The organism is Pseudomonas sp. NPDC098740 (assembly GCF_044760065.1).
GTDB classification, from domain to species: Bacteria; Pseudomonadota; Gammaproteobacteria; order Pseudomonadales; family Pseudomonadaceae; genus Aquipseudomonas; species Aquipseudomonas rossensis.
The window spans coordinates 73,373-99,650 of sequence record NZ_JBIWAM010000002.1; the positions used below are offsets into that span (position 1 = coordinate 73,373).

The 26,278-nt window shown below is 59.5% G+C and carries 20 protein-coding genes; 10 read left to right on the forward strand and 10 right to left on the reverse strand.

The window, feature by feature from the left end:
* Positions 1-52 precede the first annotated feature (52 nt).
* Entirely contained in the window at positions 53-799 is a 747-nt protein-coding gene (locus tag ACIQU2_RS02920; RefSeq protein WP_347804199.1) for a 3-oxoacyl-ACP reductase family protein, read from the reverse strand.
* A gap of 125 nt (positions 800-924) precedes the next feature.
* Here ACIQU2_RS02920 and ACIQU2_RS02925 point away from each other — a divergent pair, with 125 nt between their 5' ends.
* Complete coding sequence (locus ACIQU2_RS02925) at positions 925-1,848, forward strand: LysR family transcriptional regulator (protein WP_403138450.1); 924 nt, start codon at positions 925-927, stop codon at positions 1,846-1,848.
* A gap of 133 nt (positions 1,849-1,981) precedes the next feature.
* Here ACIQU2_RS02925 and ACIQU2_RS02930 read toward each other — a convergent pair whose 3' ends face one another.
* The 3 genes from ACIQU2_RS02930 to ACIQU2_RS02940 all read right to left on the reverse strand — a co-directional run bounded on the left by ACIQU2_RS02930 (position 1,982) and on the right by ACIQU2_RS02940 (position 5,621).
* Positions 1,982-2,710, reverse strand: a complete 729-nt coding sequence (locus ACIQU2_RS02930) for an aspartate/glutamate racemase family protein (RefSeq protein ID WP_403138452.1) — start codon at positions 2,708-2,710, stop codon at positions 1,982-1,984.
* 56 nt (positions 2,711-2,766) lie between these two features.
* Positions 2,767-4,308, reverse strand: coding sequence for an NCS1 family nucleobase:cation symporter-1 (locus tag ACIQU2_RS02935; protein WP_347804196.1), 1,542 nt, complete (start codon positions 4,306-4,308; stop codon positions 2,767-2,769).
* A 572-nt stretch (positions 4,309-4,880) separates the two neighbouring features.
* Positions 4,881-5,621: a phosphoadenylyl-sulfate reductase gene (locus ACIQU2_RS02940; RefSeq protein ID WP_008027340.1), complete on the reverse strand. Its 741-nt coding sequence runs from the start codon at positions 5,619-5,621 to the stop codon at positions 4,881-4,883.
* Positions 5,622-5,794: 173 nt separating this feature from the next.
* Here ACIQU2_RS02940 and thrH point away from each other — a divergent pair, with 173 nt between their 5' ends.
* Positions 5,795-6,412 (forward strand): bifunctional phosphoserine phosphatase/homoserine phosphotransferase ThrH, encoded by a 618-nt coding sequence (thrH, locus tag ACIQU2_RS02945; protein ID WP_056744191.1) that lies wholly within the window; start codon positions 5,795-5,797, stop codon positions 6,410-6,412.
* Between the two features lie 88 nt (positions 6,413-6,500).
* Here thrH and pabB read toward each other — a convergent pair whose 3' ends face one another.
* The 4 genes from pabB to ACIQU2_RS02965 form a co-directional block, all read right to left on the reverse strand.
* Positions 6,501-7,838: an aminodeoxychorismate synthase component I gene (pabB, locus tag ACIQU2_RS02950; RefSeq protein ID WP_403138455.1), complete on the reverse strand. Its 1,338-nt coding sequence runs from the start codon at positions 7,836-7,838 to the stop codon at positions 6,501-6,503.
* 154 nt (positions 7,839-7,992) lie between these two features.
* Positions 7,993-8,979 carry an alpha-L-glutamate ligase-like protein gene (locus ACIQU2_RS02955; protein WP_403138457.1) on the reverse strand — a complete coding sequence of 329 codons (987 nt, stop codon included), beginning with the start codon at positions 8,977-8,979 and terminating at the stop codon, positions 7,993-7,995.
* Positions 8,979-10,514, reverse strand: a complete 1,536-nt coding sequence (locus ACIQU2_RS02960; RefSeq protein ID WP_347804611.1) for an inactive transglutaminase family protein — start codon at positions 10,512-10,514, stop codon at positions 8,979-8,981. Before ACIQU2_RS02960 ends, ACIQU2_RS02955 begins: the two co-directional genes overlap by 1 nt.
* Before the next feature lie 5 nt (positions 10,515-10,519).
* Positions 10,520-11,056 (reverse strand): ATP-dependent zinc protease, encoded by a 537-nt coding sequence (locus tag ACIQU2_RS02965; RefSeq protein WP_008146333.1) that lies wholly within the window; start codon positions 11,054-11,056, stop codon positions 10,520-10,522.
* A gap of 302 nt (positions 11,057-11,358) precedes the next feature.
* Here ACIQU2_RS02965 and ACIQU2_RS02970 point away from each other — a divergent pair, with 302 nt between their 5' ends.
* The 6 genes from ACIQU2_RS02970 to prpD all read left to right on the forward strand — a co-directional run bounded on the left by ACIQU2_RS02970 (position 11,359) and on the right by prpD (position 20,034).
* The gene (locus ACIQU2_RS02970) at positions 11,359-12,078 is read left to right on the forward strand and encodes a GntR family transcriptional regulator (protein WP_178122757.1); all 720 of its coding nucleotides are present in this window, start codon (positions 11,359-11,361) and stop codon (positions 12,076-12,078) included.
* On the forward strand, positions 12,075-12,965 hold the full coding sequence (prpB, locus tag ACIQU2_RS02975; RefSeq protein ID WP_010456549.1) for a methylisocitrate lyase: 891 nt from the start codon (positions 12,075-12,077) through the stop codon (positions 12,963-12,965). The genes ACIQU2_RS02970 and prpB overlap by 4 nt, the downstream gene beginning before the upstream one ends.
* 205 nt (positions 12,966-13,170) lie before the next feature.
* The gene (gene prpC / locus ACIQU2_RS02980; RefSeq protein WP_095128807.1) at positions 13,171-14,298 is read left to right on the forward strand and encodes a 2-methylcitrate synthase; all 1,128 of its coding nucleotides are present in this window, start codon (positions 13,171-13,173) and stop codon (positions 14,296-14,298) included.
* Between the two features lie 202 nt (positions 14,299-14,500).
* Positions 14,501-17,098: a Fe/S-dependent 2-methylisocitrate dehydratase AcnD gene (gene acnD, locus ACIQU2_RS02985; protein WP_403138461.1), complete on the forward strand. Its 2,598-nt coding sequence runs from the start codon at positions 14,501-14,503 to the stop codon at positions 17,096-17,098.
* Between the two features lie 54 nt (positions 17,099-17,152).
* Positions 17,153-18,355 (forward strand): 2-methylaconitate cis-trans isomerase PrpF, encoded by a 1,203-nt coding sequence (gene prpF / locus ACIQU2_RS02990; protein WP_403138464.1) that lies wholly within the window; start codon positions 17,153-17,155, stop codon positions 18,353-18,355.
* A 194-nt stretch (positions 18,356-18,549) separates the two neighbouring features.
* Entirely contained in the window at positions 18,550-20,034 is a 1,485-nt protein-coding gene (gene prpD / locus ACIQU2_RS02995) for a 2-methylcitrate dehydratase (protein ID WP_403138466.1), read from the forward strand.
* Between the two features lie 126 nt (positions 20,035-20,160).
* Here prpD and ACIQU2_RS03000 read toward each other — a convergent pair whose 3' ends face one another.
* Positions 20,161-21,093 (reverse strand): DMT family transporter, encoded by a 933-nt coding sequence (locus ACIQU2_RS03000; protein ID WP_403138468.1) that lies wholly within the window; start codon positions 21,091-21,093, stop codon positions 20,161-20,163.
* A gap of 91 nt (positions 21,094-21,184) precedes the next feature.
* Here ACIQU2_RS03000 and ACIQU2_RS03005 point away from each other — a divergent pair, with 91 nt between their 5' ends.
* Complete coding sequence (locus tag ACIQU2_RS03005) at positions 21,185-22,594, forward strand: PLP-dependent aminotransferase family protein (protein WP_403138470.1); 1,410 nt, start codon at positions 21,185-21,187, stop codon at positions 22,592-22,594.
* Between the two features lie 124 nt (positions 22,595-22,718).
* Here ACIQU2_RS03005 and ACIQU2_RS03010 read toward each other — a convergent pair whose 3' ends face one another.
* Positions 22,719-23,537 carry a pyruvate, water dikinase regulatory protein gene (locus ACIQU2_RS03010; RefSeq protein WP_046053150.1) on the reverse strand — a complete coding sequence of 273 codons (819 nt, stop codon included), beginning with the start codon at positions 23,535-23,537 and terminating at the stop codon, positions 22,719-22,721.
* Between the two features lie 332 nt (positions 23,538-23,869).
* Between ACIQU2_RS03010 and ppsA the strand changes: the two genes are divergently transcribed.
* Positions 23,870-26,245 carry a phosphoenolpyruvate synthase gene (gene ppsA / locus ACIQU2_RS03015; protein ID WP_095128801.1) on the forward strand — a complete coding sequence of 792 codons (2,376 nt, stop codon included), beginning with the start codon at positions 23,870-23,872 and terminating at the stop codon, positions 26,243-26,245.
* Positions 26,246-26,278 lie beyond the last annotated feature (33 nt).

Consider the following 26,278-nt stretch of genomic DNA (forward strand, 5'->3'; position numbering starts at 1 on the left):
GCCGACACCCTGATCAGGGTTGCCGGCGTTTCTTTATGCGTGATTCAGAACATCAGGCGCCGAAACCACCATCGATGGTCAGGCTGGCACCGGTGATGTAGCCGGCTTCGGGACCGACGAGGTAGGCGACGAAGCTGGCGATTTCTTCCGCTTTACCGTAACGACCCACCGCCATCAACGGGATCAGGCTTTCGGCGAAGTCACCACTGGCCGGGTTCATGTCAGTATCGACCGGGCCCGGCTGCACGTTGTTGATGGTGATGCCGCGCGGGCCGAGGTCGCGCGCCAGGCCTTTGGTCAGGCCGACCAGCGCCGACTTGCTCATGGCGTATGGGCCACCACCGGCGAAGGGCATGCGGTCGGCGTTGGTGCTGCCGATGTTGATGATGCGACCGCCTTCGGTCATGTGTTTGGCTGCGGCCTGGGTGGCGATGAATACGCTGCGCACGTTGATCGCGAGGGTCTGGTCGAAGTCTTCGAGTTTGAAATCTTCCAAGGGGGCAACGGCCAGCACACCTGCGTTGTTGACCAGAATGTCCAGGCGGCCAAAGGCTTTTACGGTGGCGGTCACGGCGTTGCGGATGGCCTCGGCGTCGGCGCTGTCAGCCTTGATGGCGAGGGCTTTGCCGCCGTTACCGGTGATGGTGTTTTGCAATTCTTCGGCTTTGGCCGTGGAGCTGACGTAGGTGAAGGCGACTGTCGCGCCTTCAGCGGCCAGGCGTTTGACGATGGCGGCGCCGATACCGCGGGATCCGCCTTGAATCAAAGCCACTTTGCCGCTGAGGTTCTGAGTAGTCATATCGATCTCCAAAGTCCCGAGGCGAGATGCGTCGGTTGATGGAGCCTAGTATCGATTCAGGATTACCGGCTGTGTAGGCGGTAATTGCGATAGTCTGTGTAAACCAAAAGTTTATAGTGTCGCTTATGGAAACCTTCAGCAGTATCGAATGCTTCGTGCGCAGTGCCGAGGTCGGCAGCTTCGCCGAAGCCGCGCGCCGCTTGAGTCTGACCCCGGCGGCGGTGGGCAAGAGCGTCGCCAAGCTTGAGGCGCGTCTGGGTGTACGGCTGTTTCAGCGCAGCACTCGCAGCCTGACGCTGACTGAAGCGGGTCATGTTTTTCTCGGCGAAGTGAGTTCCAGTCTTCACACGATCCAGAATGCCGTGGCCAATCTGGCCAGCGCCGAGGGGCTACCAGCGGGGACGTTGAAGGTCAGCATGGGCACGGTGTTCGGGCGTTTGTACATCGTGCCGTTGCTCGGGGAGTTTCTGCGGCGCTTTCCGGCGATCAACCCGGACTGGCATTTCGATAACCGTCAGGTCGATCTGATCGCTCAAGGTTTCGATGCGGCGATTGGTGGGGGATTCGAGCTGCCGCAGGGGGTGGTGGCGCGCAAGCTGACCCCGGCCCACCGGGTGCTGGTGGCGTCAGCCGAGTATCTGGCGGGGCGTGAGGTGATTGCCGAGCCCGACGATCTTAAGTATCACGATGGCATTCTGATTCGATCACCACAGACGGGCCGTGTGCGTTCCTGGCAATTGACCAGTCGCACCCAGCAACACAGCCCGCTGACGCTCAAGGCGCGGATGACCATGAGTGATTCGGAGGCGGCCTGCGCCACGGCCGCCCAAGGGTTGGGCATTGCGCTGGTGAGCATGCCGTTCGCCGTGGGTTATCTGGAGGCCGGCACCTTGCAGCGGGTGCTGCCGGACTGGTATGTCGACGATGGCAATATTTCGATCTATTACGCGGAGCACAAACTGCTGCCCGGCAAGACCCGGGCGTTTGTGGATTTCGTCATTGAGCAGTTTGCGGAGCAGGGGTTGGGGCAGCGGTTTAGTGCTCTTTGAGTCAGGCTCAAAACCGAGGTGTTGCCATCGCGAGCAAGCTCGGCTCCCACAGGGTTATGCGTCGTTCCACAATGATGTAAACGACGCAGAGCCCTGTGGGAGCGAGCCTGCTCGCGATGAACGATGACGCGGTCTACCTGCAAAACTGCCCCGGCCAACCGATAATTTTCTTCGGCCGCGGCGTCGCATAAGTCCGCACCTTGGACGTCGACAAACCCAACCGCACCAACGACTCGGCAATCGTCACCGCCGCCGTCACACCATCCACCACCGGCACGCCAGTGCGCTGACGAATCTGTTCATCCAGCCCGGCCATGCCGCCGCAGCCCAGGCAAATCACCTCGGCCTTGTCTTCAAGCACGGCCAATTCCGCCTGACGAATAATTGCCTCCAAGGCACGCTCAGGATCGGATTCCAGTTCCAGCACCGCCAAACCACTGGCCCGTACCGACGCGCAACGGTCCCAGAGTCCGGACAGTTTGAGGCGATCCTCGATCAGCGGCACGGTGCGGTCCAGCGTGGTGACCACCGAGTAGGCATGGCCGAGGAACATGGCCGTGCTGGCCGCCGCATCGGTGATGTCCACCACCGGCACGTTGAGCAACTCCTGCAAACCTTCGCGGCCGTGTTCGCCGTAACCGGCCTGGATCACGGCATCGAAGGGTTGGTCGTAGGACATCACCCGGTCCATCACCGCGATAGCGGCCAAATAACTTTCGAAATTGCCTTCGATGGAGTCGGCACCGAAGTAGGGCGTCAGGCCGATAATTTCCGTGCCGGGCGCGGCCACTGACTGAGCCGAACGCGCGATGGCCTGCGTGATGGATTCGGTGGTGTTGACGTTGACCACGAGAATTCGCATGGGAAGTCCTTATAACGGGTGGTTCTGCGGCCCGACGGTGCCGGGCCGCCTAAGGATTAATGGCTGACGTTATCGACGGCGATGGCTTCACCGCTGACGTCTGCGTAATGGGGCTGCCGTTTGGCGATGATCAGGTAGAGCATGCCGGCAATCCCGGCCCCAATCAGCCAGGAGAAGGGCGATACGCTGTCGAAGCCCGGTACCAGCGCCAGGACAATGGCGATCAGCGCGGCAGGAATGAACGCCGCGACGGCGCGTAAATTGACTCCGCGGCTGTAGTAATAAGCGCCGTTGGGGTCTTCGCTGTACAACTGCGGCACGTTGACCTGACCTTTTCGTACGAGCCAGTAGTCGACCATGATCACGCCGTACAACGGGCCGAGCAGGGCGCCGAGGCCGGACAGGAAATACACGATCACCAACGGGCTGTTATAGAGGTTCCACGGCAGGATCAGCACCGCGATGGTCGCGCTGATCAGCCCGGCGCGGCGGAACGTCAGGTATTTTGGCGCCAGGTTGCTCAGCACGAAGGCCGGGGCGACGAAGTTGGCCATGATGTTCACCGCCACGGTGACGATCAGGAACGCCAGGCAACCGAGCACCAGAAAGAAGGTGTTGGGAATCGAGGCGATGATTTCCGTCGGGCTTTCGATGATCCGTCCATTGATCTGAAATTGAGCGCCGCAGAGCAGGACGGTGATGCTGGCGAACACCAGAATATTCACCGGCAGGCCCCAGAAATTGCCGACCTTGATGGTCTTGCGGCACGGCGAAGAACGGGCGAAGTCGCAGAAGTTGAGGATCAGCGTGCCGTAGATCGACAGCCACAACGCACCACCGGCAAAGATGTTGCGCCACATCTCGCCGCCGGTCAGCGGTTCGCGGATCGACCAGGCGATGGTCGCGTTGGCCTGAAAGTACATCCACGCGGCGAGGGCGGCGACGGTCAGCAGAATCACTGGCCCGGCGAACGCCTCGTAACGCCGCACCATCTCCATGCCATAGGCGAGAATCGCCAGTTGCACGAACCAGATCGCCACGAAGCACACCCAGCCCAGGCTTGATAGACCGAGTATTGAGTTGTGGTCGTAGTCAGCGAAACCTGGATGAACCGCTATCAGCAGTACACGAAAGACCACCGAGGCCAGGTATGTCTGAATCCCAAACCAGGCAATGGCGATAACGGCGCGGATCAATGCAGGAATCTGCGCCCCGTGAATGCCGAAACTGATCCGGCTGATGACAGGAAACGGCACGCCGGTCTTTTGCCCCATGTAACCGGAGAGGTTCATGAAGCTATACACCAACGCCGCACCGATCCCCAGGGACAGCAGGATTTGCCAGCCGCCCAGTCCGAGCGCATACAGCCCGATGGCGAATGAGTAATTGGCGATGTTGTGAACGTCGTTGGTCCACAGGGCGAAAATGCTGTAGCGGCCCCAGCGTCGACCTTCGGCTTTGGTCGGCGCCAGGTCCTTGTTGTGCAGGCGAGGGCTGAGTACGACGGGTTCTTGAAACGTTTGGTCGTGAAGGGTTGAAGTGGGTGGGAAGGAGGGCAGATCCAGCGCGATGTTGTTATTGGAGAGGCTAGTACGCATTCCGGCAGGCTCCGAGCTTGGCGTCGCGATGACTGTGCATGAGCGTTGCCTCGACAAATCTTCGTCGCGGGCAGTCAGCATCATTGGTTACGGGGCATCTGCAGCCTGTACGGGATAGGGCGCTTCAGGCTTGCGGATCTAAAGTGTGTGTATGTTTTGATGTGATTGTATACAAAACATGTATGCACTTAAGCCAGAACCATGCCAGTCAGCGATCTATGAATTCCTCCTCTAATTTCGTTTTGTTATCTATTCGCCGTAAGGGACTGAAATAAAGGCGATATAAATTGACCGAGTGAACAGGTATTTGTTTTTCAGCGGGATTTGTACGAAAAGTCGACTGAGGAAGTCAGGGCAGGGGCGTGTAACTTTTTGGGGCGCTGAAATTATAAGTGCACACACAAATGGCACCTATGGTGACATTCGTGTGTACACATTTTAGAAGCTGGAGGTGTAACCCTGTGGGAGCGAGCTTGCTCGCGATTGCGGACTGACATTCAATATTCATGTCGACTGATACACCGCTATCGCGAGCAAGCTCGCTCCCACAGGGGATCTCCACAAGGCTGGGGTCAGGCCTTGGATTTGCTGATGATGTTGCCCGCATGCAGACCGCATTCTTTTTGCGTCGCTTCTTCCCACCACCAACGACCTTCGCGCTCGTGCTGGTTCGGCAACACCGGACGGGTGCAGGGCTCGCAGCCGATGCTGATGAACCCGCGTTCGTGCAGGCTGTTGTACGGCAACTCCAGCATGCGGATGTAACCCCAGATCTCTTCACTGGTCATTTGCGCCAGCGGGTTGAATTTGTACAGGGTGCGTTCCGGGGTGGAGAACGCGGTATCAATTTCCAGCACCGCGACGGCGCTGCGTGTGCCAGGGCTCTGATCCCGACGCTGACCGGTGGCCCAGGCCGTCACTCCCGAGAGCTTGCGACGTAGCGGCTCGATCTTGCGGATGCCGCAGCATTCGCCATGGCCGTCCTTGTAGAAACTGAACAGGCCCTTTTCCTTCACGAAAGGTTCGAGCTTGGTGTAGTCCGGCGACACCAGTTCGATGTCGATCTTGTAGTGCTCGCGTACCTGATCGATGAAGCGGTAGGTCTCGGGGTGCAAGCGGCCGGTGTCGAGGCTGAACACTTTGACGTTCTTGTTCAGCTTCCAGGCCATGTCCACCAGCACCACGTCTTCGGCGCCGCTGAAAGATATCCACAGGTCATCGCCAAACTCGGCGAACGCGAGTTTCAGGATGTCCTGGGCGGATTTGTTGGCATAGGTCGTGGCGAGTTCCACGACGTCGAACGTTGGGCTCATCAGGGCGGCTTCCTACAGGTCGGTGGCGCTGGGCGCTCTATATGGCCCTGATGGTAACAAAAACCTACGGCAACTGGCGCGCCCTCTGCGTTGCACCGGCCGGCCTGAGTCGCTAGAGTTCGGCAGTCCTTTTGCTCGCTCGACTCAATAATCAATACAAATGGGAGTGTCTTGTGGAAATTGCCTGTCTGGATCTTGAAGGTGTACTGGTCCCGGAAATCTGGATCGCCTTCGCCGAAAAAACCGGGATCGAGTCCCTGAGGGCGACCACCCGGGACATCCCCGACTACGACGTGCTGATGAAGCAGCGTCTGCGGATTCTCGACGAGCACGGCTTGAAACTCACCGACATCCAGGAAGTGATCGCCACGCTCAAGCCGCTGGATGGCGCTATCGAGTTCGTCAACTGGCTGCGTGAGCGCTTTCAGGTGGTGATTTTGTCGGACACGTTCTACGAGTTCTCCCAGCCGCTGATGCGTCAACTGGGCTTCCCGACCTTGCTCTGCCATCGTCTGATTACTGACGATTCCGGTCGGGTGACGAGCTATCAGTTGCGTCAGAAAGATCCCAAGCGCCAGTCGGTTTTGGCCTTCAAAAGCCTTTACTACCGGGTGATCGCGGCGGGGGATTCCTACAACGACACCACGATGTTGGGTGAGGCGGATGCGGGGATTCTGTTCCATGCGCCGGACAATGTGATTCGCGAGTTTCCGCAGTTCCCGGCGGTGCACAGCTTTGAAGAGCTGAAGCAGGAGTTCATCAAGGCTTCGAATCGGGCGTTGAGCCTGTAAACACATTCATGTAGGAGCTGCCGCAGGCTGCGATCTTTTGACTTTGCTTTAAAAGGCAAGATCAAAAGATCGCAGCCTGCGGCAGCTCCTACAGGTTTTGCAGGGTGTCGAGAAGGACCTTCACCTTGGTAATCGATTCCTGATACTCGGCCTGCCACTCCGAGTCCGCGACGATCCCGCCACCGCCCCAGCAACACACCTGCCCATCCTTGACCAGCAAACTGCGAATGGCGATGGAGCTGTCCATCTCGCCGCGCACGTCCAGATAGAGCAAAGACCCGCAGTACAACCCGCGACGCGTCGGCTCCAGTTCGTCGATGATCTGCATTGCGCGAATTTTCGGTGCACCGGTAATCGAGCCGCCGGGGAAGCTGCCGGCGATCAGGTCCAGCGCGTCCCGGTCATCCGCCAGTTCTCCGGTGACACTGCTCACCAGGTGATGCACGTTCGGGTAGCTTTCCAGGCTGAACAACTCCGGCACTCGCACGGAACCGATCCGGCAAGTACGGCCGAGGTCGTTGCGCAGCAAGTCGACGATCATCAGGTTTTCTGCGCGGTCCTTGGGGCTGGCCAGCAGTTCGGCGGCGTTTGCCTCATCTTCGGCGGCGGTCAGTCCGCGAGGACGGGTGCCTTTGATCGGGCGGGTTTCCACATGGCGTTCGCTGACTTTGACGAAGCGTTCTGGCGACAGACTCAGTACCGCACCGCCGTCAGGCAAGCTCTGAAAACCGGAAAACGGCGTCGGGCACGCCGCCCGCAGCGCGCAATACGCGGCCCAAGGATCGCCCTGGCACTGCGCGCGGAAACGCTGGGCGAAATTGACCTGGTAGCAGTCGCCGGCCTGGATGTACTGCTGAATGCGTTCTAGCGCGTTGCGATACTCGTCAGCGCTCAGGTCGGCCTTCATCGGGGCTTTCAACGTGAAAGACTCGACTGCTTCAGCCGTAGGCTTACTGAATAGCGTGATCAGACGCTGACGTTCGCTGTCGATCAGCGACGGGTGGAAGACCAACTGACTTGTACTCAGTTGGTGATCGCTGATCAGCGCCCAGTCGTACAGCCCGAAACGTGCGTCGGGCAATTGCAGATCGTCCTGCGCCTGACTGGGCAGGTTTTCCAGATGCCGACCGAAGTCGTAGCTCAGGTAACCGATGAGGCCGCCAGCGAAGGGCAAATCGTAAGGAACAGCCGCTTCACCGAGTCGTGCCAGATTGTCGCGAAGGCGTTGCAGGAAATCGCTGCCACTTTCGTCAGGTAATACTGCTATTTGCTCCAGCGGCCAGGCACTGAGCAGGTCATAACGTCCACGCTCGGCACTCGGCCGGCCACTGTCGAGCAGCACGGCACCGGGGGCATGACGAATCGCCGCGAAGTACTCGGCGGGGTTGGCGCGATAGGGGAGCGGGTGTACGGAACAGGTCAACATGGGCGGGGCAGATCAGCCATCGAGGCGGGGGTGGCGATTGTAGTCCCCTCGGGGAATTGCTCCTAGAGGGGATGTCGGGGATTGGTAGATTTGGGGGCAGGGGAGGGGCTGTAGTGACTGGGGATCTGTCTTCGCGAGCAGGCTCGGTCCCGGGTCAGCCCTCAACCGCAGGAATATGCCCAAACATTTCCTGAACGAACTCAACCCGTTCCTGCACCGTCTCAACAACCCCGCGAGCTTTCAACTCTTCCAGCCGCGCTTCAACCGCATGGGTGCGCAACGTCAGCCCGCAATCATTGGCAATCTGAATGTTCAGCCCAGGCCGGGCATTGAGCTCAAGAATCAGCGGCCCTTTCTCCTGGTCCAGCACCATGTCGACACCGATATAACCCAACCCGCACAGCTCATAGCAGCCCGCGGCAAGTTTCATGAAACCGTCCCAGTAGGGCAGTTGCACGCCATCCACTGCGTTGGTGGTGTCCGGGTGTTTGGTGATGATGTTGTTCAGCCAGGTGCCGCGCAGGGTCAGGCCGGTGGCCAAGTCCACGCCCACGCCGATGGCGCCCTGGTGCAGGTTGGCCTTGCCGCCGGACTGGCGGGTTGGCAGCCGCAGCATGGCCATCACCGGATAGCCCATCAGCACGATAATCCGAATGTCCGGCACGCCTTCATAGCTGATGCTCTTGAAGATCTGGTCCGGGGTCACGCGGTACTCGATCAGCGCCCGATCCCGGTGACCGCCCAGGGAATAGAGGCCGGTCAGGATGCTGGAGATATGGTGCTCGATTTCCTCATGGCTGATGATCTTGCCGGACACCGTGCGATAGCGGCCCTCAAAACGGTCGGCAATCACAATGATGCCGTCACCGCCCGCGCCCTGGGCCGGTTTGATCACGAAGTCGTTGCGCCCGCCGATGATGTCGTTGAGGTTATCGATTTCTTTCTCGGTGGAAATCACGCCATACAGTTCCGGCACATGAATGCCGGCGGCGATGGCGCGTTCCTTGGTGATGATCTTGTCATCGACAATCGGGTACAGACTGCGCTTGTTGTACTTGAGCACGTAGTCCGCGTTACGCCGATTGATCCCCATGATGCCCCGGGCTTCCAGGGCCTTCCAGGTCTTCCAGAAGCCGAACATCAGGCGTCAGCCTTTTTCAGGAACGCCTTGAAGCGCACCAGTTCGGTCAGGCGGTAACCGCGATAGCGCCCCATCGCCAGCATGAAACCCACCAGGATCAACAGGATCGCCGGGAAGGTGAACACGAAGTAAACCAGTTCCGGAACGCTCATGATCAGGTGCGACAGCGATGCGGCGAACAGCGTACCGATCGCCACTTTCATGGCGTGGCCGGAACCACGTTCTTCCCAGGTAATCGACAGGCGTTCGATGGTCATGGTCAGAATCACCATCGGGAACAGCGCCACCGACAGCCCGCGTTCCAGGCCGAGTTTATGGCTGAGCAGGCTGATCGTCGCGATCAGCACCACCACGAAGGTCAGCACCACCGACAGCCTCGGCAGCATTTGCAGCTTCAAGTGTTCAAGGTAGGAGCGCAGCGACAGGCCCAATGCCGTGATGATGGTAAACAGCACGATACCGAAGCCGAGCTGGGTTTCCCGGAACGCCAGGGCGATCAGCACCGGAGTAAAGGTGCCGAGGGTCTGAATGCCGATCAGGTTGCGCAGGATCAAAATCACCAGCACACCGATCGGGATCATCACCATGATCATGAAGGTCTGCTGGGTTTGCAGCGGCAGGCCGTACAGCGAGTATTCGAGGAAGTTGGCGTCGGTGTTTTCGTCGGTCAGCTTGGCCAGGCGAATGGCGTTCATTTCGCTGTTGTTCAGGCTGAAGGTCACGTTGGCCTTCTTGCCGCCATCGACGGTGATCAGGTTTTCGTCGCCGGTCCACCACAGCAGGCGGTCGGTCGGCAGGCCCTGTTCACCGGTTTCCGGGTTGAAGTACAGCCAATCGGTGCCGTTGAAACTGCGCAACCACAGTTCCGGCATTTGCGGTTGGTCGGCCACCAGACGAATGGTGTGGACCTTTTCCACCGGCACGTGCGCGATGGACAGCACCAATTCGACGATTTTCGCCTTGTGCCCGGGGGACGGATCGCCGCCCAGCAACAGCTTCACATTGTCGTCGTTGAGGTTATTGACACGCTTGATGGCTTCGCCGATGAAGGTTTCAACGTCAGCCGAGTGCTGGCGGATCGGTGCGAGCAGGGCTTCGGCGGCGATTTTTTCCGCGCCTTCGACGGCGATGCTGTCGCGGAAGGTCGGGCCTTTGATCTTGGATTTTTCACCGGTGTAGCGCTTGGTCAGTACCAGGCGGTAATAAAGGGTCTGATTGCCCTTGGCCCGACGTGCCGACCAAGTGACTTTGCGGTTGCCGTCGGCACGGTTCACGGCCACGCCGTAGTTATTGGAAATGAAGCTCTCGTTGAGGCTGACGTAATCGCGGCTCAGCGGCGGCACGAACATCTGGATCTTGACCGGGTCCTTGGTACTGGCGACGAACTCGACTTTGGCGTCGATGTTCCACAAGTCGTCGGTGGCGTCTTCGGTCACAGGGATGCCGAGCACGAAGATCTGATAGGCCGTGACTGAAATACCCAGCACCACCAGGATGGCGATCAGGAATTTCAGGTGAAGGGTAAGAGAGCGCATTGGAATTACTCTGCGGTATGAGCGTCGGTGGCGCAGGCGGGTTTGCCAGCAGCGTATTTAAGACTGGGGTCGACCAGCGCATCGAAGCGTTTCAGCGCTTCGGAGCCGATCAGGAGCGGGTATTGGAAAGCGCTACGGTCGGTCAAGTTCACTTCGATACTGCGTAAAGCCGAACCCATGCAGATGTTCAGCTCGATCACCGGACGGGCGGTGTACTTCTTGCCTTCTTCCGGGTCGTAGTCGCCGGCCCTGCGCTTGATCTTGCTGACGCGGGCCAGTGGCCGTTCGATTGGGTGCGAGTGCGCAGCGTCGATCGCCAGATAAAAGCGCACCCAGGACTCGCCATTGCGTTTGAAACGTTTGATGTCGCGGGCACTCAGGGACGCGGTTTTCGCCCCGGTGTCGAGTTTGGCGGCGACTTCCAGGTCAATGCCGTCCAGTGAAGCGTACTCGTTGAGGCCGTACACGGTCTTTTCCCCCGCCGCGGCGAAACCGGGCAGGCAAAGAAGATAAAGGAAGGTGGGGAAGGGCTTGAGTCTCATAAATCCTGGTGCGCAGCGGTCCGTACTTCGATTCAAGGCCCTGGCATCGCTGCGCAAGCTCCCTCGTATGCCTATCACCTGTTTATGACAAGCAGTGCAGATGTCACAAACAAATGCGGCCGGCATTCTAGCACGGTGGTTTTATGGCGCCAGCGCCGGGAGGCGGCTATAAACAGAGGGGCCGCATCGTTAAGGTGCAGTCGGTTATTAGACGATTGTCGACAATACCTATTTATCCTTTGACTAAAAGGTCTGTATTCGCTAGTTTTTGCGGCATCAGCTTTCAAGGTGTCGACAATATGCTGGATCAACTCGATCCCCCGGTCATTGCCCAAGACGATTCAGAGACACTTTCCGAGAACGTCTTCCGGCGCATTCAGGCGGCCATCGTCAAGGGCGAGATCGCCCCGGGCAGCAAGATCTCCGAGCCGGAACTGGCGCGCACCTATGGCATCAGCCGCGGGCCGCTGCGTGAGGCGATCCACCGTCTGGAAGGCCAGCGCCTGCTGGTTCGCGTGCCGCACGTCGGGGCGCGGGTGGTTTCGTTGAGCCATGCCGAGCTGCTGGAACTCTACGAAATCCGCGAGTCCCTCGAAGGCATGGCCTGCCGTCTGGCGGCCGAACGCATGACCCTCGAAGAAATCGACGAACTGCGCCGGGTCCTCGAAACCCATGAGCGCGATGCGGCGTTTCAGGCCGGTGTCGGCTACTACCAGCAGGAAGGCGATTTCGACTTCCATTACCGAATCATCCAGGGCAGCGGCAACCGCACCCTGACGCAGATGCTCTGCGGCGAGCTCTATCAACTGGTGCGCATGTACCGCATTCAGTTTTCCACCACGCCCAATCGCCCGCGTCAGGCCTTTGCCGAGCACCACCGAATTCTCGACGCCATCGCCGACCGTGACGGTGAGTTAGCCGAGTTATTGATGCGCCGCCATATCGGCGCCTCCAAACGCAATATCGCTCGTCACTACCAGGACGGCGCTAACCCGACAGCCACTGAACGAGGTGAGTCATGAGTTCCAACAAGAGCACTCCAGGCCAGCGATTCCGCGATGCGGTCGCCAGCGAACATCCGCTGCAAGTGGTCGGCGCGATCAACGCCAATCACGCGCTGCTGGCCAAGCGCGCCGGTTTCAAGGCTATTTATCTGTCGGGTGGCGGGGTGGCTGCCGGCTCCCTCGGCGTGCCGGACCTGGGCATCACCGGCCTGGACGACGTGCTGACCGACGTGCGCCGCATCACTGACGTTTGCGACCTGCCGCTGTTGGTGGACGTGGACACCGGGTTCGGTTCCTCGGCGTTCAACGTCGCGCGTACCGTCAAGTCGATGATCAAGTTCGGCGCGGCGGCGATCCACATCGAAGACCAGGTCGGCGCCAAGCGCTGCGGTCACCGTCCTAATAAAGAGATCGTGTCCCTGCAGGAAATGGTCGATCGGATCAAGGCTGCTGTTGATGCGCGCACCGATGACAGCTTCGTGATCATGGCCCGTACCGACGCCCTCGCAGTGGAAGGTCTGGAATCTGCACTGGATCGCGCCGCCGCCTGCATCGAGGCTGGCGCCGACATGATCTTCCCGGAAGCCATCACCGAACTGGACATGTACAAGCTGTTTGCCAACCGCGTGAAAGCGCCGATCCTGGCCAACATCACCGAATTCGGCGCGACGCCGCTGTACACCACCGAGCAACTCGCCGCTGCCGATGTGTCGCTGGTGCTGTACCCGCTGTCGGCGTTCCGCGCGATGAACAAAGCCGCAGAAAACGTCTACACCGCGATCCGCCGCGACGGCACGCAACAGAACGTCATCGACACCATGCAGACCCGCATGGAGCTTTACGATCGCATCGACTACCACACCTTCGAGCAGAAGCTCGATGCGTTGTTTGCAGCGAAGAAGTAATGACGAACGCACTTCTGTAGCAGCTGCCGAGCAGCGCGAGGCTGCGTTCGAGGCCGAAGGACTCGCCAAGCCGGGCGATCGCGTAAGCAGGTTTACGACTGCTGCGCAGCCGGACGCAGCCTCGCAGGCTCGACAGCTGCTACGAAAAGAATGTAACCGTGTAGAACTTGCCGATTCCCTAACAAATTCAAGATTGGAGACAGCAATGGCCGAAGCAAAAGTACTCAGTGGCGCCGGGCTCCGTGGCCAGGTTGCCGGGCAAACCGCACTGTCCACCGTGGGCCAGTCGGGCGCAGGCCTGACCTATCGTGGCTACGACGTTCGCGAACTGGCGGCTGACGCACAATTCGAAGAAGTGGCCTACCTGCTGCTTTACGGCGAACTGCCGACCAAAACACAACTCGCCGCTTACATCAGCAAACTGAGCAAGCTGCGCGACCTGCCGCAAGCGCTGAAAGAAGTGCTGGAACGCATCCCCGCCGACGCCCACCCGATGGACGTGATGCGCACCGGTTGCTCGTTCCTGGGCAACATCGAGCCGGAGAAAGACTTCAGCGAACAACACGACGTGACCGACCGCCTGCTGGCGGCATTCCCGGCGATCATGTGCTACTGGTATCGCTTCAGCCATGACGGCAAACGCATCAGCTGCGTGAGCGACGAACAATCCATCGGCGGCCACTTCCTGCACCTGCTGCACGACAAGAAGCCGAGCGAGTTGCACGTCAAAGTGATGAACGTTTCGCTGATCCTCTACGCGGAACACGAGTTCAACGCCTCGACCTTCACCGCACGGGTGTGCGCCTCGACCCTGTCGGACATGTATTCCTGCGTCACGGCCGCCATTGGCTCACTGCGTGGTCCGCTGCATGGCGGCGCCAACGAAGCGGCGATGGAAATGATCGAGCGCTTCAGCTCGCCGGAAGAGGCGATCAAAGGCACCCTCGGCATGCTCGAGCGCAAGGACAAGATCATGGGCTTCGGCCACGCGATCTATAAGGACAACGATCCGCGCAACGAGGTGATCAAGGGCTGGTCGAAAAAACTTGCTGACGAAGTGGGCGACACCGTGCTGTTCCCGGTTTCCGAAGCCATCGACAAGACCATGTGGGAGCAGAAAAAACTGTTCCCGAACGCCGACTTCTACCATGCGTCGACGTACCACTTCATGGGCATCCCGACCAAGTTGTTCACCCCGATTTTCGTCTGCTCGCGCCTGACCGGCTGGGCGGCGCATGTGTTCGAACAACGTGCCAACAACCGCATCATCCGCCCGAGCGCCGAGTACGTCGGCGTCGAACAGCGCAAGTTCGTGCCAATCGAACAACGCTGAATGGTGGGGGCCAAGCCGGGATCTGAATTGAACGAAGATCCCTGTGGGAGCGAGCTTGCTCGCGATAGCGTCGGGTCAGTCGACATCAATGTCGGATGTGACTCAGTCATCGCGAGCAAGCTCGCTCCCACAGTGGATTGTGTGAATTTCAGAGCTAGCGTCAGGCCCCACCTCTTGTAACCACCGTGACCGAGTCCTGACGATGAACACTGAATTCCGCAAACCGCTGCCCGGCAGCCATCTGGATTACTTCGACGTCCGCGCGGCTGTCGAAGCCATCCAGCCTGGCGCCTACGACACCCTGCCGTACACCTCCCGCGTGCTGGCGGAAAACCTGGTGCGTCGCTGCGACCCGGCCACGCTCACCGAATCCCTGAAGCAATTCATCGAGCGCAAACGCGACCTCGACTTCCCATGGTTCCCGGCCCGTGTGGTGTGCCACGACATTCTCGGCCAGACCGCACTGGTCGACCTCGCCGGCCTGCGTGACGCCATTGCTCTGCAAGGTGGCGATCCGGCGCAAGTGAACCCGGTGGTGCCGACGCAATTGATCGTCGACCACTCCCTGGCCGTTGAACGCGGTGGTTTCGATCCGGAGGCGTTCGAGAAGAACCGCGCCATCGAAGACCGTCGCAACGAAGACCGTTTCCACTTCATCAACTGGACTAAAAAAGCGTTCAAGAACGTTGATGTGATTCCACCGGGTAACGGGATCATGCACCAGATCAACCTGGAGAAAATGTCTCCGGTGATCCAGGTGCGCGACGGCGTGGCGTTCCCCGACACTTGCGTCGGCACCGACAGCCACACTCCGCACGTCGATGCACTGGGCGTGATCGCCATCGGTGTCGGCGGTCTGGAAGCGGAAAGCGTGATGCTCGGCCGCGCGTCGTGGATGCGTCTGCCGGAAAGCGTCGGCGTTGAACTGACCGGCAAGCTGCAACCGGGCATCACCGCCACCGACATGGTGCTGGCGCTGACCGAGTTCCTGCGTCAGCAAAAAGTCGTCGGTGCGTGGCTGGAGTTCTTCGGCGAAGGCGCCTCCGCGCTAACCCTCGGCGACCGCGCGACCATTTCCAACATGGCTCCGGAGTACGGCGCCACTGCAGCGATGTTCTATATCGATCAGCAGACCATCGACTACCTGAAACTCACCGGCCGCGAAGACGAGCAGGTGCAATTGGTCGAGAGCTACGCCAAGACCACGGGCCTGTGGGCTGACAGCCTGAAGGGTGCGCAATACGAGCGTGGGTTGACCTTTGACCTGTCCTCGGTAGTGCGCAACATGGCGGGTCCAAGCAACCCGCACGCCCGCGTCGCTACCTCAGACCTCGCCGCTCAAGGTATTTCCGGTCAGTGGGACGAAGTGCCCGGCCAGATGCCGGATGGCGCGGTCATTATTGCCGCCATCACCAGTTGCACCAACACCAGCAACCCGCGCAACGTCATCGCCGCCGGCCTGCTGGCGCGCAATGCCAACAAGCTCGGATTGACCCGCAAGCCGTGGGTCAAGTCGTCCCTGGCGCCGGGTTCGAAAACCGTGGCGCTGTACCTCGACGAGGCCGGCCTGACCAGCGAGCTGGAACAACTCGGTTTCGGCATCGTCGCCTTCGCTTGCACGACGTGCAACGGCATGTCCGGCGCGCTGGACCCGGTGATTCAGCAAGAAATCATCGACCGCGACCTGTACGCCACTGCGGTGCTGTCCGGTAACCGCAACTTCGACGGCCGGATCCACCCGTACGCCAAGAACGCCTTCCTCGCTTCGCCGCCGTTGGTCGTGGCTTACGCCATCGCCGGCACCATCCGTTTCGACATCGAAAAAGATGTGCTGGGCCTGGACGCCGAGGGCAAGGAAATTCGCCTGAAAGACATCTGGCCGAGCGACGAAGAAATCGACGCGGTGGTCAAGGCATCGGTCAAACCTGAGCAGTTCCGTCAGGTCTACATCCCGATGTTCGCCATCCACGAAGACACCGGTCCGAAAGTGACGCCGCTGTACGACTGGCGCGAGATGAGCACCTACATCCGCCGTCCGCCGTACTGGGAAGGCGCGCTGGCCGGGGCTCGTCCGCTCAAGGGCATGCGCCCGCTAGCGGTGCTGCCGGACAACATCACCACCGATCACCTGTCGCCTTCGAATGCGATCATGCTCGACAGCGCCGCCGGCGAATACCTGGCGAAAATGGGCTTGCCGGAAGAGGACTTCAACTCTTACGCAACGCACCGCGGTGACCACTTGACCGCGCAACGCGCCACCTTCGCCAACCCGAAACTGTTCAATGAAATGGTTCAGGAAAACGGCAAGGTCAAGCAGGGTTCGCTGGCTCGCGTCGAGCCGGAAGGCCAGGTCATGCGCATGTGGGAAGCAATCGAAACCTACATGGAGCGCAAGCAGCCGCTGATCATCATCGCTGGCGCCGACTACGGTCAGGGCTCGTCCCGCGACTGGGCGGCCAAAGGTGTGCGTCTGGCGGGTGTGGAAGCGATTGCAGCCGAAGGCTTCGAGCGCATTCACCGCACCAATCTGGTGGGCATGGGCGTGTTGCCGCTGGAATTCAAACCGGGCACCGACCGCAAGACATTGGGCATCGATGGCAGCGAAACCTACGATGTGATCGGTGAGCGCACCCCGCGTGCCGAGCTGACGCTGGTGATCAACCGCAAGAACGGCGAACGCGTCGAAGTGCCGGTGACCTGCCGCCTCGACACTGCCGAAGAAGTGTCGATCTATGAGGCGGGCGGCGTGCTGCAACGCTTCGCTCAGGACTTCCTCGAAGAATCGGCGGTTGCCGTTTAACACGATGAGTTCGGGCGGGGCCATGCGGTCCCGCTCGATCCTAAAAGGAACATCATGGCTCACGCACCTCAAATCGCCCCTCAAATTAAAATCGCCGCCACCTACATGCGTGGCGGCACCAGTAAAGGCGTGTTCTTCAGCCTGAAAGACCTGCCCGAAGCGGCACAGGTTCCAGGCCCGGCGCGCGATGCCTTGTTGCTGCGCGTGATCGGCAGCCCCGACCCGTACGACAAGCAAATCGACGGCATGGGTGGCGCGACCTCCAGTACCAGCAAAACCGTGATCCTGTCGAAAAGCATCAAGGCCGATCACGACGTCGACTATCTATTCGGTCAGGTGTCCATCGATAAGCCTTTCGTCGACTGGAGCGGCAACTGCGGCAACCTGTCGGCGGCGGTCGGTTCGTTTGCCATCAGCAATGGTTTGGTGGACGCCAGCCGTATCCCGCATAACGGCGTTGCCGTGGTTCGCGTGTGGCAGGCCAACATCGGCAAGACCATCATCGCCCACGTGCCGATCACCAACGGTGAAGTGCAGGAAACCGGCGATTTCGAACTCGACGGCGTGACCTTTCCGGCCGCTGAAGTGCAGGTCGAATTCATGGACCCAGCGGCGGAAGAAGAGGGCGGCGGCGGTTCGATGTTCCCTACCGGCAACCTGGTGGATGACCTCGAAGTGCCCGGTGTCGGAACCTTCAAGGCGACCATGATCAATGCCGGTATTCCCACGATTTTCGTTAATGCCGAAGACATCGGTTACACCGGCACCGAGCTGCAAGGCGCGATCAACAGTGATCCGAAAGCGTTGCTGATGTTTGAAGCCATTCGGGCTTACGGCGCATTGCGCATGGGCCTGATCAAGGGTCTGGACGAAGCGGCCAAGCGTCAGCACACGCCTAAGGTTGCCTTTGTGGCCAAGCCTGCGGACTACGTTGCTTCGAGTGGCAAAGCGATTGCGGCGGGTGATGTCGATCTGCTGGTGCGGGCGCTGTCCATGGGCAAGTTGCACCACGCGATGATGGGCACGGCGGCGGTGGCGATTGGTACGGCAGCTGCGATTTCCGGCACGCTGGTGAACCTCGCAGCGGGCGGTATCGAACGCAATGCCGTGCGCTTTGGGCATCCGTCCGGCACCTTGCGCGTGGGTGCTGAAGCCAGCCAGGTGAACGGTGAATGGACCGTGCACAAAGCCATCATGAGCCGCAGCGCGCGGGTGTTGATGGAAGGGTTTGTCCGTATTCCCGGCGATTCTTTCTAACCGACACATACCTTGTAGGAGCTGCCGAAGGCTGCGATCTTTTGATCTTGCCTTTTAAAAGCAAAATCAAAAGATCGCAGCCTTCGGCAGCTCCTACATTTGATCCCGTTGCCAAAATAAGAAAGCAGTAACCGACTGAGTTAGATCCCTGAACCGAGGTCCCATCAACGAACCACTTCAAGAGTGAATCGAACATGAGCACCAACGTCGACCAGAACAACCGCCCCGACTACGACACGGTCCTGCAGGACATTGCCGACTACGTCCTCAACTTCAAGATCCAATCCGTCGAAGCCCTCGACACCGCCCGCAACTGCCTGATGGACACGTTGGGCTGTGGCCTGCTGGCCCTGCGCTTCCCCGAGTGCACCAAACACCTTGGCCCCATGGTGGAAGGCACCGTCGTCCCGTTCGGCGCGCGCGTCCCCGGCACCAGTTATCGCCTCGACCCGGTCAAGGCAGCGTGGGACATCGGCTGCATCGTTCGCTGGCTCGACTACAACGACACCTGGCTCGCGGCCGAGTGGGGCCATCCGTCCGATAACCTCGGCGGCATTCTCGCGGTGGCGGACCACTTGTCGCAAAAACGCCTGGCCAATGGCGATGCGCCGCTGACCGTTCGCGTGGTGCTCGAAGCCATGATCATGGCCCACGAGATTCAGGGCGTGATCGCGCTGGAAAACTCCTTCAATCGCGTAGGCCTGGATCACGTCATTCTGGTGAAAGTCGCCTCGACCGCTGTCACCGCCAAGCTGATGGGCGCCAATCGCGAGCAGTTGTTGTCCGCGTTGTCCCATGCGTTCGCCGACGGTCAGGCGCTGCGCACTTACCGTCATGCGCCGAATGCCGGATCGCGTAAATCCTGGGCGGCCGGCGACGCGTCCAGCCGTGGCGTGCGTCTGGCGGACATCGCGATGCGCGGCGAAATGGGCATCCCCGGCGTACTGACCGCCAAACAATGGGGCTTCTACGACGTGCTGTTCAGCCACACCAACAACAACCTGGCGCTCAAGCCTGAAGACAAACGCGCGTTCAGCTTCTCCCGGCCGTACGGCAGCTACGTGATGGAAAACGTGCTGTTCAAAATCAGCTTTCCTGCCGAATTCCACGCACAAACGGCCTGCGAAGCGGCCGTGACGTTACATCCGCAGGTCAGAAATCGCCTGCACGAAATCGACAAAATCGTCATCACCACCCACGAATCGGCGATCCGCATCATCTCCAAGGTCGGCCCTCTGGCCAACGCTGCGGACCGTGACCATTGCATCCAGTACATGACCGCCGTGCCGCTGGCGTTCGGCAATCTGGTGGCCGAGCAGTACGAGGACGACTTCCACGCGGCGCATCCGATCATCGACGTGCTGCGCGAAAAAATGGTCATCGTCGAAGACCCGCGCTACACCCGCGAATACCTGGAGGCTGACAAACGCTCCATCGCCAATGCAATACAGGTGTTCTTCAAGGATGGCTCCAGCACCGAGAACGTGTTGGTGGAATACCCGATCGGCCATCGCCGTCGCCGCACCGACGGCATTCCGCTGCTGGAAGACAAGTTCAAGGCCAACCTGGCGACGCGCTTCACCGCCCAGCGATGCGCCGAGATTTTTGCGTTGTGCAAGGACCCGGCTGCGCTTGAGGCGACACCGGTCAACCGCTTCATGGACATGTTAGTCATTTGATCGGGACAACCCATTTGGATGATGCAAAAAACCCTGTAGCTGCCGAAGGCTGCGATCTTTTGATCCTGTTTTTAAAAGCAAAATCAAAAGATCGCAGCCTTCGGCAGCTCCTACGGGGGAGCGTGCTTATCCGTTGAGCCACTTTTCCACAGGCAATTTGGTGATCGCAAACCCCGTCAGCAAAATCGCCGAGTACATCATCAGTTCCTGGGATAAAGCTTGCCCCTCGTACCAGGCACCAATGACCACCGCGAACACCGGAAAAATGATGAACACAAACGACAGAATGATCGGGCTCAGTCGCTTGAGCAGCAGGAAGTAAACGATAAACCCGCCCACCGACGCCACCAGTCCCAGATAAAGCAGGGCGCTCCACGAACGCGCGGTGATGGCATCGAACACCGGTGCTTCGACACTCAATCCGGCGACAAGCAGCATCAGCCCGGCGATGCCAATGGGCAGCGTGTTGTAGGTGATGACGCTGATCGCCGTACCGTGTTTTTTCGTCACCACGTAACACAGCGCATGCATCACCGCGGCGAAGAGGATCGCCAACACCCCGAACAATTCAGCATGGTCCAGATGCAACCCCTGGCGGCGGATGATCATGAACAGGCTGCCGAAACCGATAGCGATGCCGAGCACTTGCGAGGGGTAGATTTTCTCCCGCAGAAACAGCGCGGAAAACAGCAGGATGAACACCGGCATGCAGCTGAACAGCAGCGCCGTCAGGCCGGACGAAACGTGCATCTCGCCGTAGTTGAGCAAGTAATACGGCAGGCTGAAATACGTCAACGTGACGAAGACAAAGAACCAGCGGCTTTCCTTGGGAAACAGCAGCGGTTCACGACGGATCAGGGCGAAGCCGAGAAAGAGTGGGAAGGCGATGAGGAACCGCAGGCCGGCGGCGGTCAGCGGCGGGACGCTTTCAACGGCGATCTTGATCCCGAGCCAGGTGGTGCCCCAGCTCAGGCACACGATCAGGAACAGCACGCTGGTGACCAAGGCGGCGAGCCAGGGTTTTGCAGTACATGAAGGTGCACTGACGGCAATGGACATGAGCGAGCTCCTTTTGTGTTCGGAATTGACCTTCATCTGCAAAAGGTCTATCCCTGATTGACCTGTTTCAAGCACGCTATTCGGGGCTGGAATGACTGTCAAAACAAGTATTGCCATGGTGTCAATCCTGCGCGACGGCCTGGCGAACGGTCTGGGTGTGAAATACAAACGCCTCGCCGACGCGATCGAAAAAGGCATCGCTGAAGGGCTGATCGAGCCCGGCTGCAAATTGCCGCCTCATCGGTTGCTGGCGGATAGCCTCGGCGTGACCATCGGTACCATCAGCCGCGCTTACGGTGAACTCGAACGTGTGGGATTGGTGGTCGCGCGAGTAGGAGACGGCACGTATGTGCGTCAGCGCGGGATGGAACGACCGCGGGACGGTGGCTTTCGCAATGTCAGTGATGAGCCTCGGGCGTTTTTTGACATGAGCCGCAATCAACCGATTCCGGGGCAGGAAACGCTTTTTTTGAGTCAGAGCCTGCAAGCGTTGTCCCTTGATCCTGAGGCGTTGCAACACATCAGCGGCTACACCGCCGATGTCGGTTTGCCACGCTATCGTGCGGCGGGCGCGCACTGGCTCAGGCATAAAGAGTTTGTACCGAATGCCGAGCAGGTCGTTTGCGTGAACGGCGGTCAGCACGGTCTGTTGTGTGCCTTGATGGGGTTGCTCAAGGCAGGTGATACGTTGGTGACGGAGCACCTGACCTACCCGGGGTTGATCAGCGTCGCACGCCAGCTCGGGATAAAACTCATCGGCGTCGAGATGGATGATGAAGGACTGATGCCCGATGCCCTGGAGGAGGTTTGCCGCCACCATCGTGTGTCGGCGCTGTATTGCACACCTACGATCCAGAATCCTACGGCTGCCGTGATGTCCGTCGCACGGCGGGAGGCGATTGCAGAGGTCTGTCGGCAGCACAATCTGTTGATCTTTGAAGACGAAGCCCACGCGGTATTAGCTCAACAGCGACCGTTACCCTTGAGCCATTTCGCCCCGGAGCGCTCGGTGCTGATCGGCAGTCTGAGCAAGGCGGTTTCGGCGGGTTTGCGAGTCGGTTACCTGCATGCGCCGCAACCGTTGATCGGACGCTTGAGCGCAGCCGTGCGCGGGACGTGCTGGATGGCCAGCCCGCTGTCGCTGGAGGTGGCGAGTCTGTGGATAGAAAACGGCATTGCCGAGCAGTTGCTGGGCCAGCAGATTGCCGAGATCGGTCGGCGCAAGGCGTTGGTGAGTGGTGTGCTGGAGGGTTTGGCGTACAAAACCCATTCCCATAGCCCGCACTTCTGGGTCGAGGTGCCAGAGCCGTGGCGGGCTTCGCAGATTTCTGAGGAGCTTAAGGAAAAAAATTATCTGGTGGCTACTGCCGAGATGTTTGCGGTCGGGCATGGGGCGGTGCCGCAGTTCATCAGGGCGAGTGTTTGTAATTCGGCGGGGGATGATCGGTTGTTGCTGGGTGGGTTTGACGCATTGGCGGCAGCATTGGCAGAGACCGTGTAATCGTTCTTCGCGAGCAAGCTCGCTCCCACATTTGATCTTCAGTGAACACAGAGGTTGTGTTCGACATTGATCCCCCTGTGGGAGCGAGCTTGCTCGCGATAGCGGTGTTGCTGTCGCCGAAAACCTACTTAAAGCGCCGCTCCACACCTTTCTCCACCAAAATCTTCGCGGAAATTTCTTCAACGGAGAAGTGCGTGGAATTGATGTGCGGAATGTTCTCGCGACGGAACAGATTCTCCACCTCACGCACTTCGAATTCGCACTGGGCATAACTCGAATAACGGCTGTTGGGCTTGCGCTCGTTGCGGATCGCGGTGAGGCGGTCCGGGTCGATGGTCAGGCCGAACAGTTTGTGCTGGTGGGCACGCAGGGTGCCAGGCAGTTGCAGGCGTTCCATGTCGTCTTCGGTCAGTGGGTAGTTGGCCGCGCGGATGCCGAATTGCATGGCCATGTACAGGCACGTCGGCGTCTTACCACAACGCGACACGCCCACTAGGATCAGGTCCGCCTTGTCGTAATAATGCGTGCGCGCACCGTCGTCGTTGTCGAGGGCGAAGTTCACCGCCTCGATCCGCTCCATGTAATTGGAGTTGCTGCCAATCGAGTGGGACTTGCCGACGGTGTAGGAAGAATGTTCGGTCAGTTCCTGTTCGAGAGGCGCCAGGAAGGTCGAGAAAATGTCGATCATGAAACCATTGGACGTTGCGAGGATCTCACGGATGTCCTGATTGACAATGGTGTCGAAGATGATCGGCCGAAAGCCGTCGGTTTCGGCGGCTTTGTTGATTTGTTGTACCATGGCCCGCGCTTTATCCACGTTGTCGATGTATGGCCGCGTGAATTTGCTGAAGGTAATGTTTTCGAACTGCGCCAGGAGGCTTTGGCCGAGGGTCTCGGCTGTGATGCCGGTGCCGTCGGAAATAAAGAAAGCAGATCGTTTCATTTGCACCTTGGGCCTTAAGTGAGTGTCCTGTATCACAAGTGCGTACCTTTTTGGCGGCGCCTGTTGTCGCCATACTACGTTGCCGCTCCTCGCCATAGCCAGCTATGACTTGTCACGGCGCCTTGTCTGGCAACAACAGTCACTCGCCAAAAAGGCACGCACTTGCGACACAGGACACTTGTGACGAATCTTGGATATAGTAGGCGCGATTTGCCGGCCGCCAGTGGCCCGCATTCTCACTTATTTTCCAGGTCCAGGCCATACAGCTGGCAAACGCTCCTTAGAGCAGCCAGCTTCTGAGCTTTTCCAACACAGTTAGTGGAGAGATCACCTTGGTAGAGTACGTAGTTTCCCTCGATAAGCTCGGCGTCCATGATGTAGAGCACGTAGGGGGCAAGAACGCATCCCTGGGCGAGATGATCAGTAACCTTGCAGGTGCCGGTGTATCGGTGCCCGGTGGCTTCGCCACGACAGCTCAGGCTTATCGTGATTTTCTCGAGCTGAGCGGCCTGAACGATCAGATCCACGCCGCCCTCGACGCCCTGGACGTCGACGATGTCAACGCCCTGGCCAAGACCGGCGCCCAGATCCGTCAATGGATCATGGAAGCCGAATTCCCCGAGAAGCTCAACGCCGAGATCCGCACCGCGTTCGCCACGCTGTCGGCCGGCAACCCTGACATGGCCGTTGCCGTGCGCTCTTCCGCTACCGCCGAAGACCTGCCGGACGCTTCCTTTGCCGGTCAGCAGGAAACCTTCCTGAACATCCGTGGTGTCGAAAACGTCATTCGCGCCGCCAAAGAGGTGTTCGCTTCGCTGTTTAACGACCGCGCCATTTCCTACCGCGTGCACCAGGGCTTCGACCACAAGCTGGTGGCCCTGTCGGCCGGCGTGCAGCGCATGGTCCGCTCCGAAACCGGCACCGCCGGCGTGATGTTCACCCTCGATACCGAATCGGGCTTCCGTGACGTGGTGTTCATCACCGGCGCCTACGGCCTGGGTGAAACCGTCGTACAAGGCGCGGTGAACCCGGATGAGTTCTACGTCCACAAAGGCACGCTGGCAGCCGGTCGTCCGGCCATCCTGCGTCGCAACCTGGGTAGCAAAGCCATCAAGATGATCTACGGCGAAGTCGCCACGGCCGGTAAGTCGGTCAAGACCATCGACGTCGACAAGGCTGACCGCGCACGTTTCTGCCTGAGCGACGCCGAAGTCAGCGAACTGGCCAAACAAGCGATGATCATCGAGAAGCACTACAAGTGCCCGATGGACATCGAATGGGCCAAAGACGGCGACGACGGCAAGCTCTACATCGTTCAGGCCCGTCCTGAAACCGTGAAGAGCCGCACCTCGGCCAATGTCATGGAACGCTACCTGTTGAAAGAAACCGGCACCGTGCTGGTTGAAGGTCGCGCCATCGGCCAGCGCATCGGCGCGGGCAAGGTTCGCATCATCAAGGACGTGTCCGAGATGGACAAAGTCCAGCCCGGCGACGTACTGGTCTCCGACATGACCGACCCGGACTGGGAACCGGTCATGAAGCGCGCCAGCGCCATTGTCACCAACCGTGGCGGCCGTACTTGCCACGCGGCGATCATCGCTCGCGAGCTGGGCATCCCGGCCGTGGTCGGTTGCGGCAACGCCACCCAGCTGTTGAAAGACGGCCAGGGCGTGACCGTTTCCTGCGCTGAAGGTGACACCGGTTACATCTTCGAAGGCGAGTTGGGCTTCGACATCAAGAAAAACTCCGTGGACGCCATGCCTGATCTGCCGTTCAAGATCATGATGAACGTCGGCAACCCGGATCGCGCCTTCGATTTCGCACAGCTGCCGAACGCCGGTGTGGGCCTGGCCCGTCTGGAGTTCATCATCAACCGCATGATCGGTGTTCACCCCAAAGCGCTGTTGAACTACGACGGTCTGCCGCAGGACATCAAGGACAGCGTCGACAAGCGCATCGCCGGTTACGACGATCCGGTCGGCTTCTATGTCGACAAACTGGTTGAAGGCATCAGCACCCTGGCCGCTGCGTTCACCCCGAAAAAGGTCATCGTGCGTCTGTCGGACTTCAAGTCCAACGAATACGCCAACCTGATCGGCGGCAAGCTCTACGAGCCGGAAGAAGAAAACCCGATGCTGGGCTTTCGCGGTGCTTCGCGTTACATCAGCGAAGCGTTCCGTGACTGCTTCGAGCTCGAGTGCCGCGCCCTCAAGCGTGTGCGCAACGAGATGGGCCTGACCAACGTTGAAATCATGGTGCCGTTCGTCCGTACACTGGGTGAAGCTAGCCAAGTGATCGATCTGTTGGCCGAAAATGGCCTGGCCCGCGGCGAGAATGGTCTGCGCATCATCATGATGTGCGAGCTGCCGTCCAACGCGATCCTGGCCGAAGAGTTCCTCGAATTCTTCGACGGCTTCTCCATCGGTTCCAACGACCTGACCCAGTTGACCCTGGGCCTGGACCGTGACTCCGGGATCATCGCGCACCTGTTCGACGAGCGTAATCCGGCGGTCAAGAAGCTGCTGGCCAACGCGATTCAGGCCTGCAACAAGGCTGGCAAGTACATCGGTATTTGCGGTCAGGGTCCTTCGGACCACCCTGATCTGGCCAAATGGCTGATGGAGCAGGGCATCGAAAGCGTTTCGTTGAACCCCGATTCCGTACTGGAAACCTGGTTCTTCCTGGCTGAAGGTCAAGCTTCGGCTTGATGTGAATGAAGCCTCGGTCAAGTGGCCGAGGCT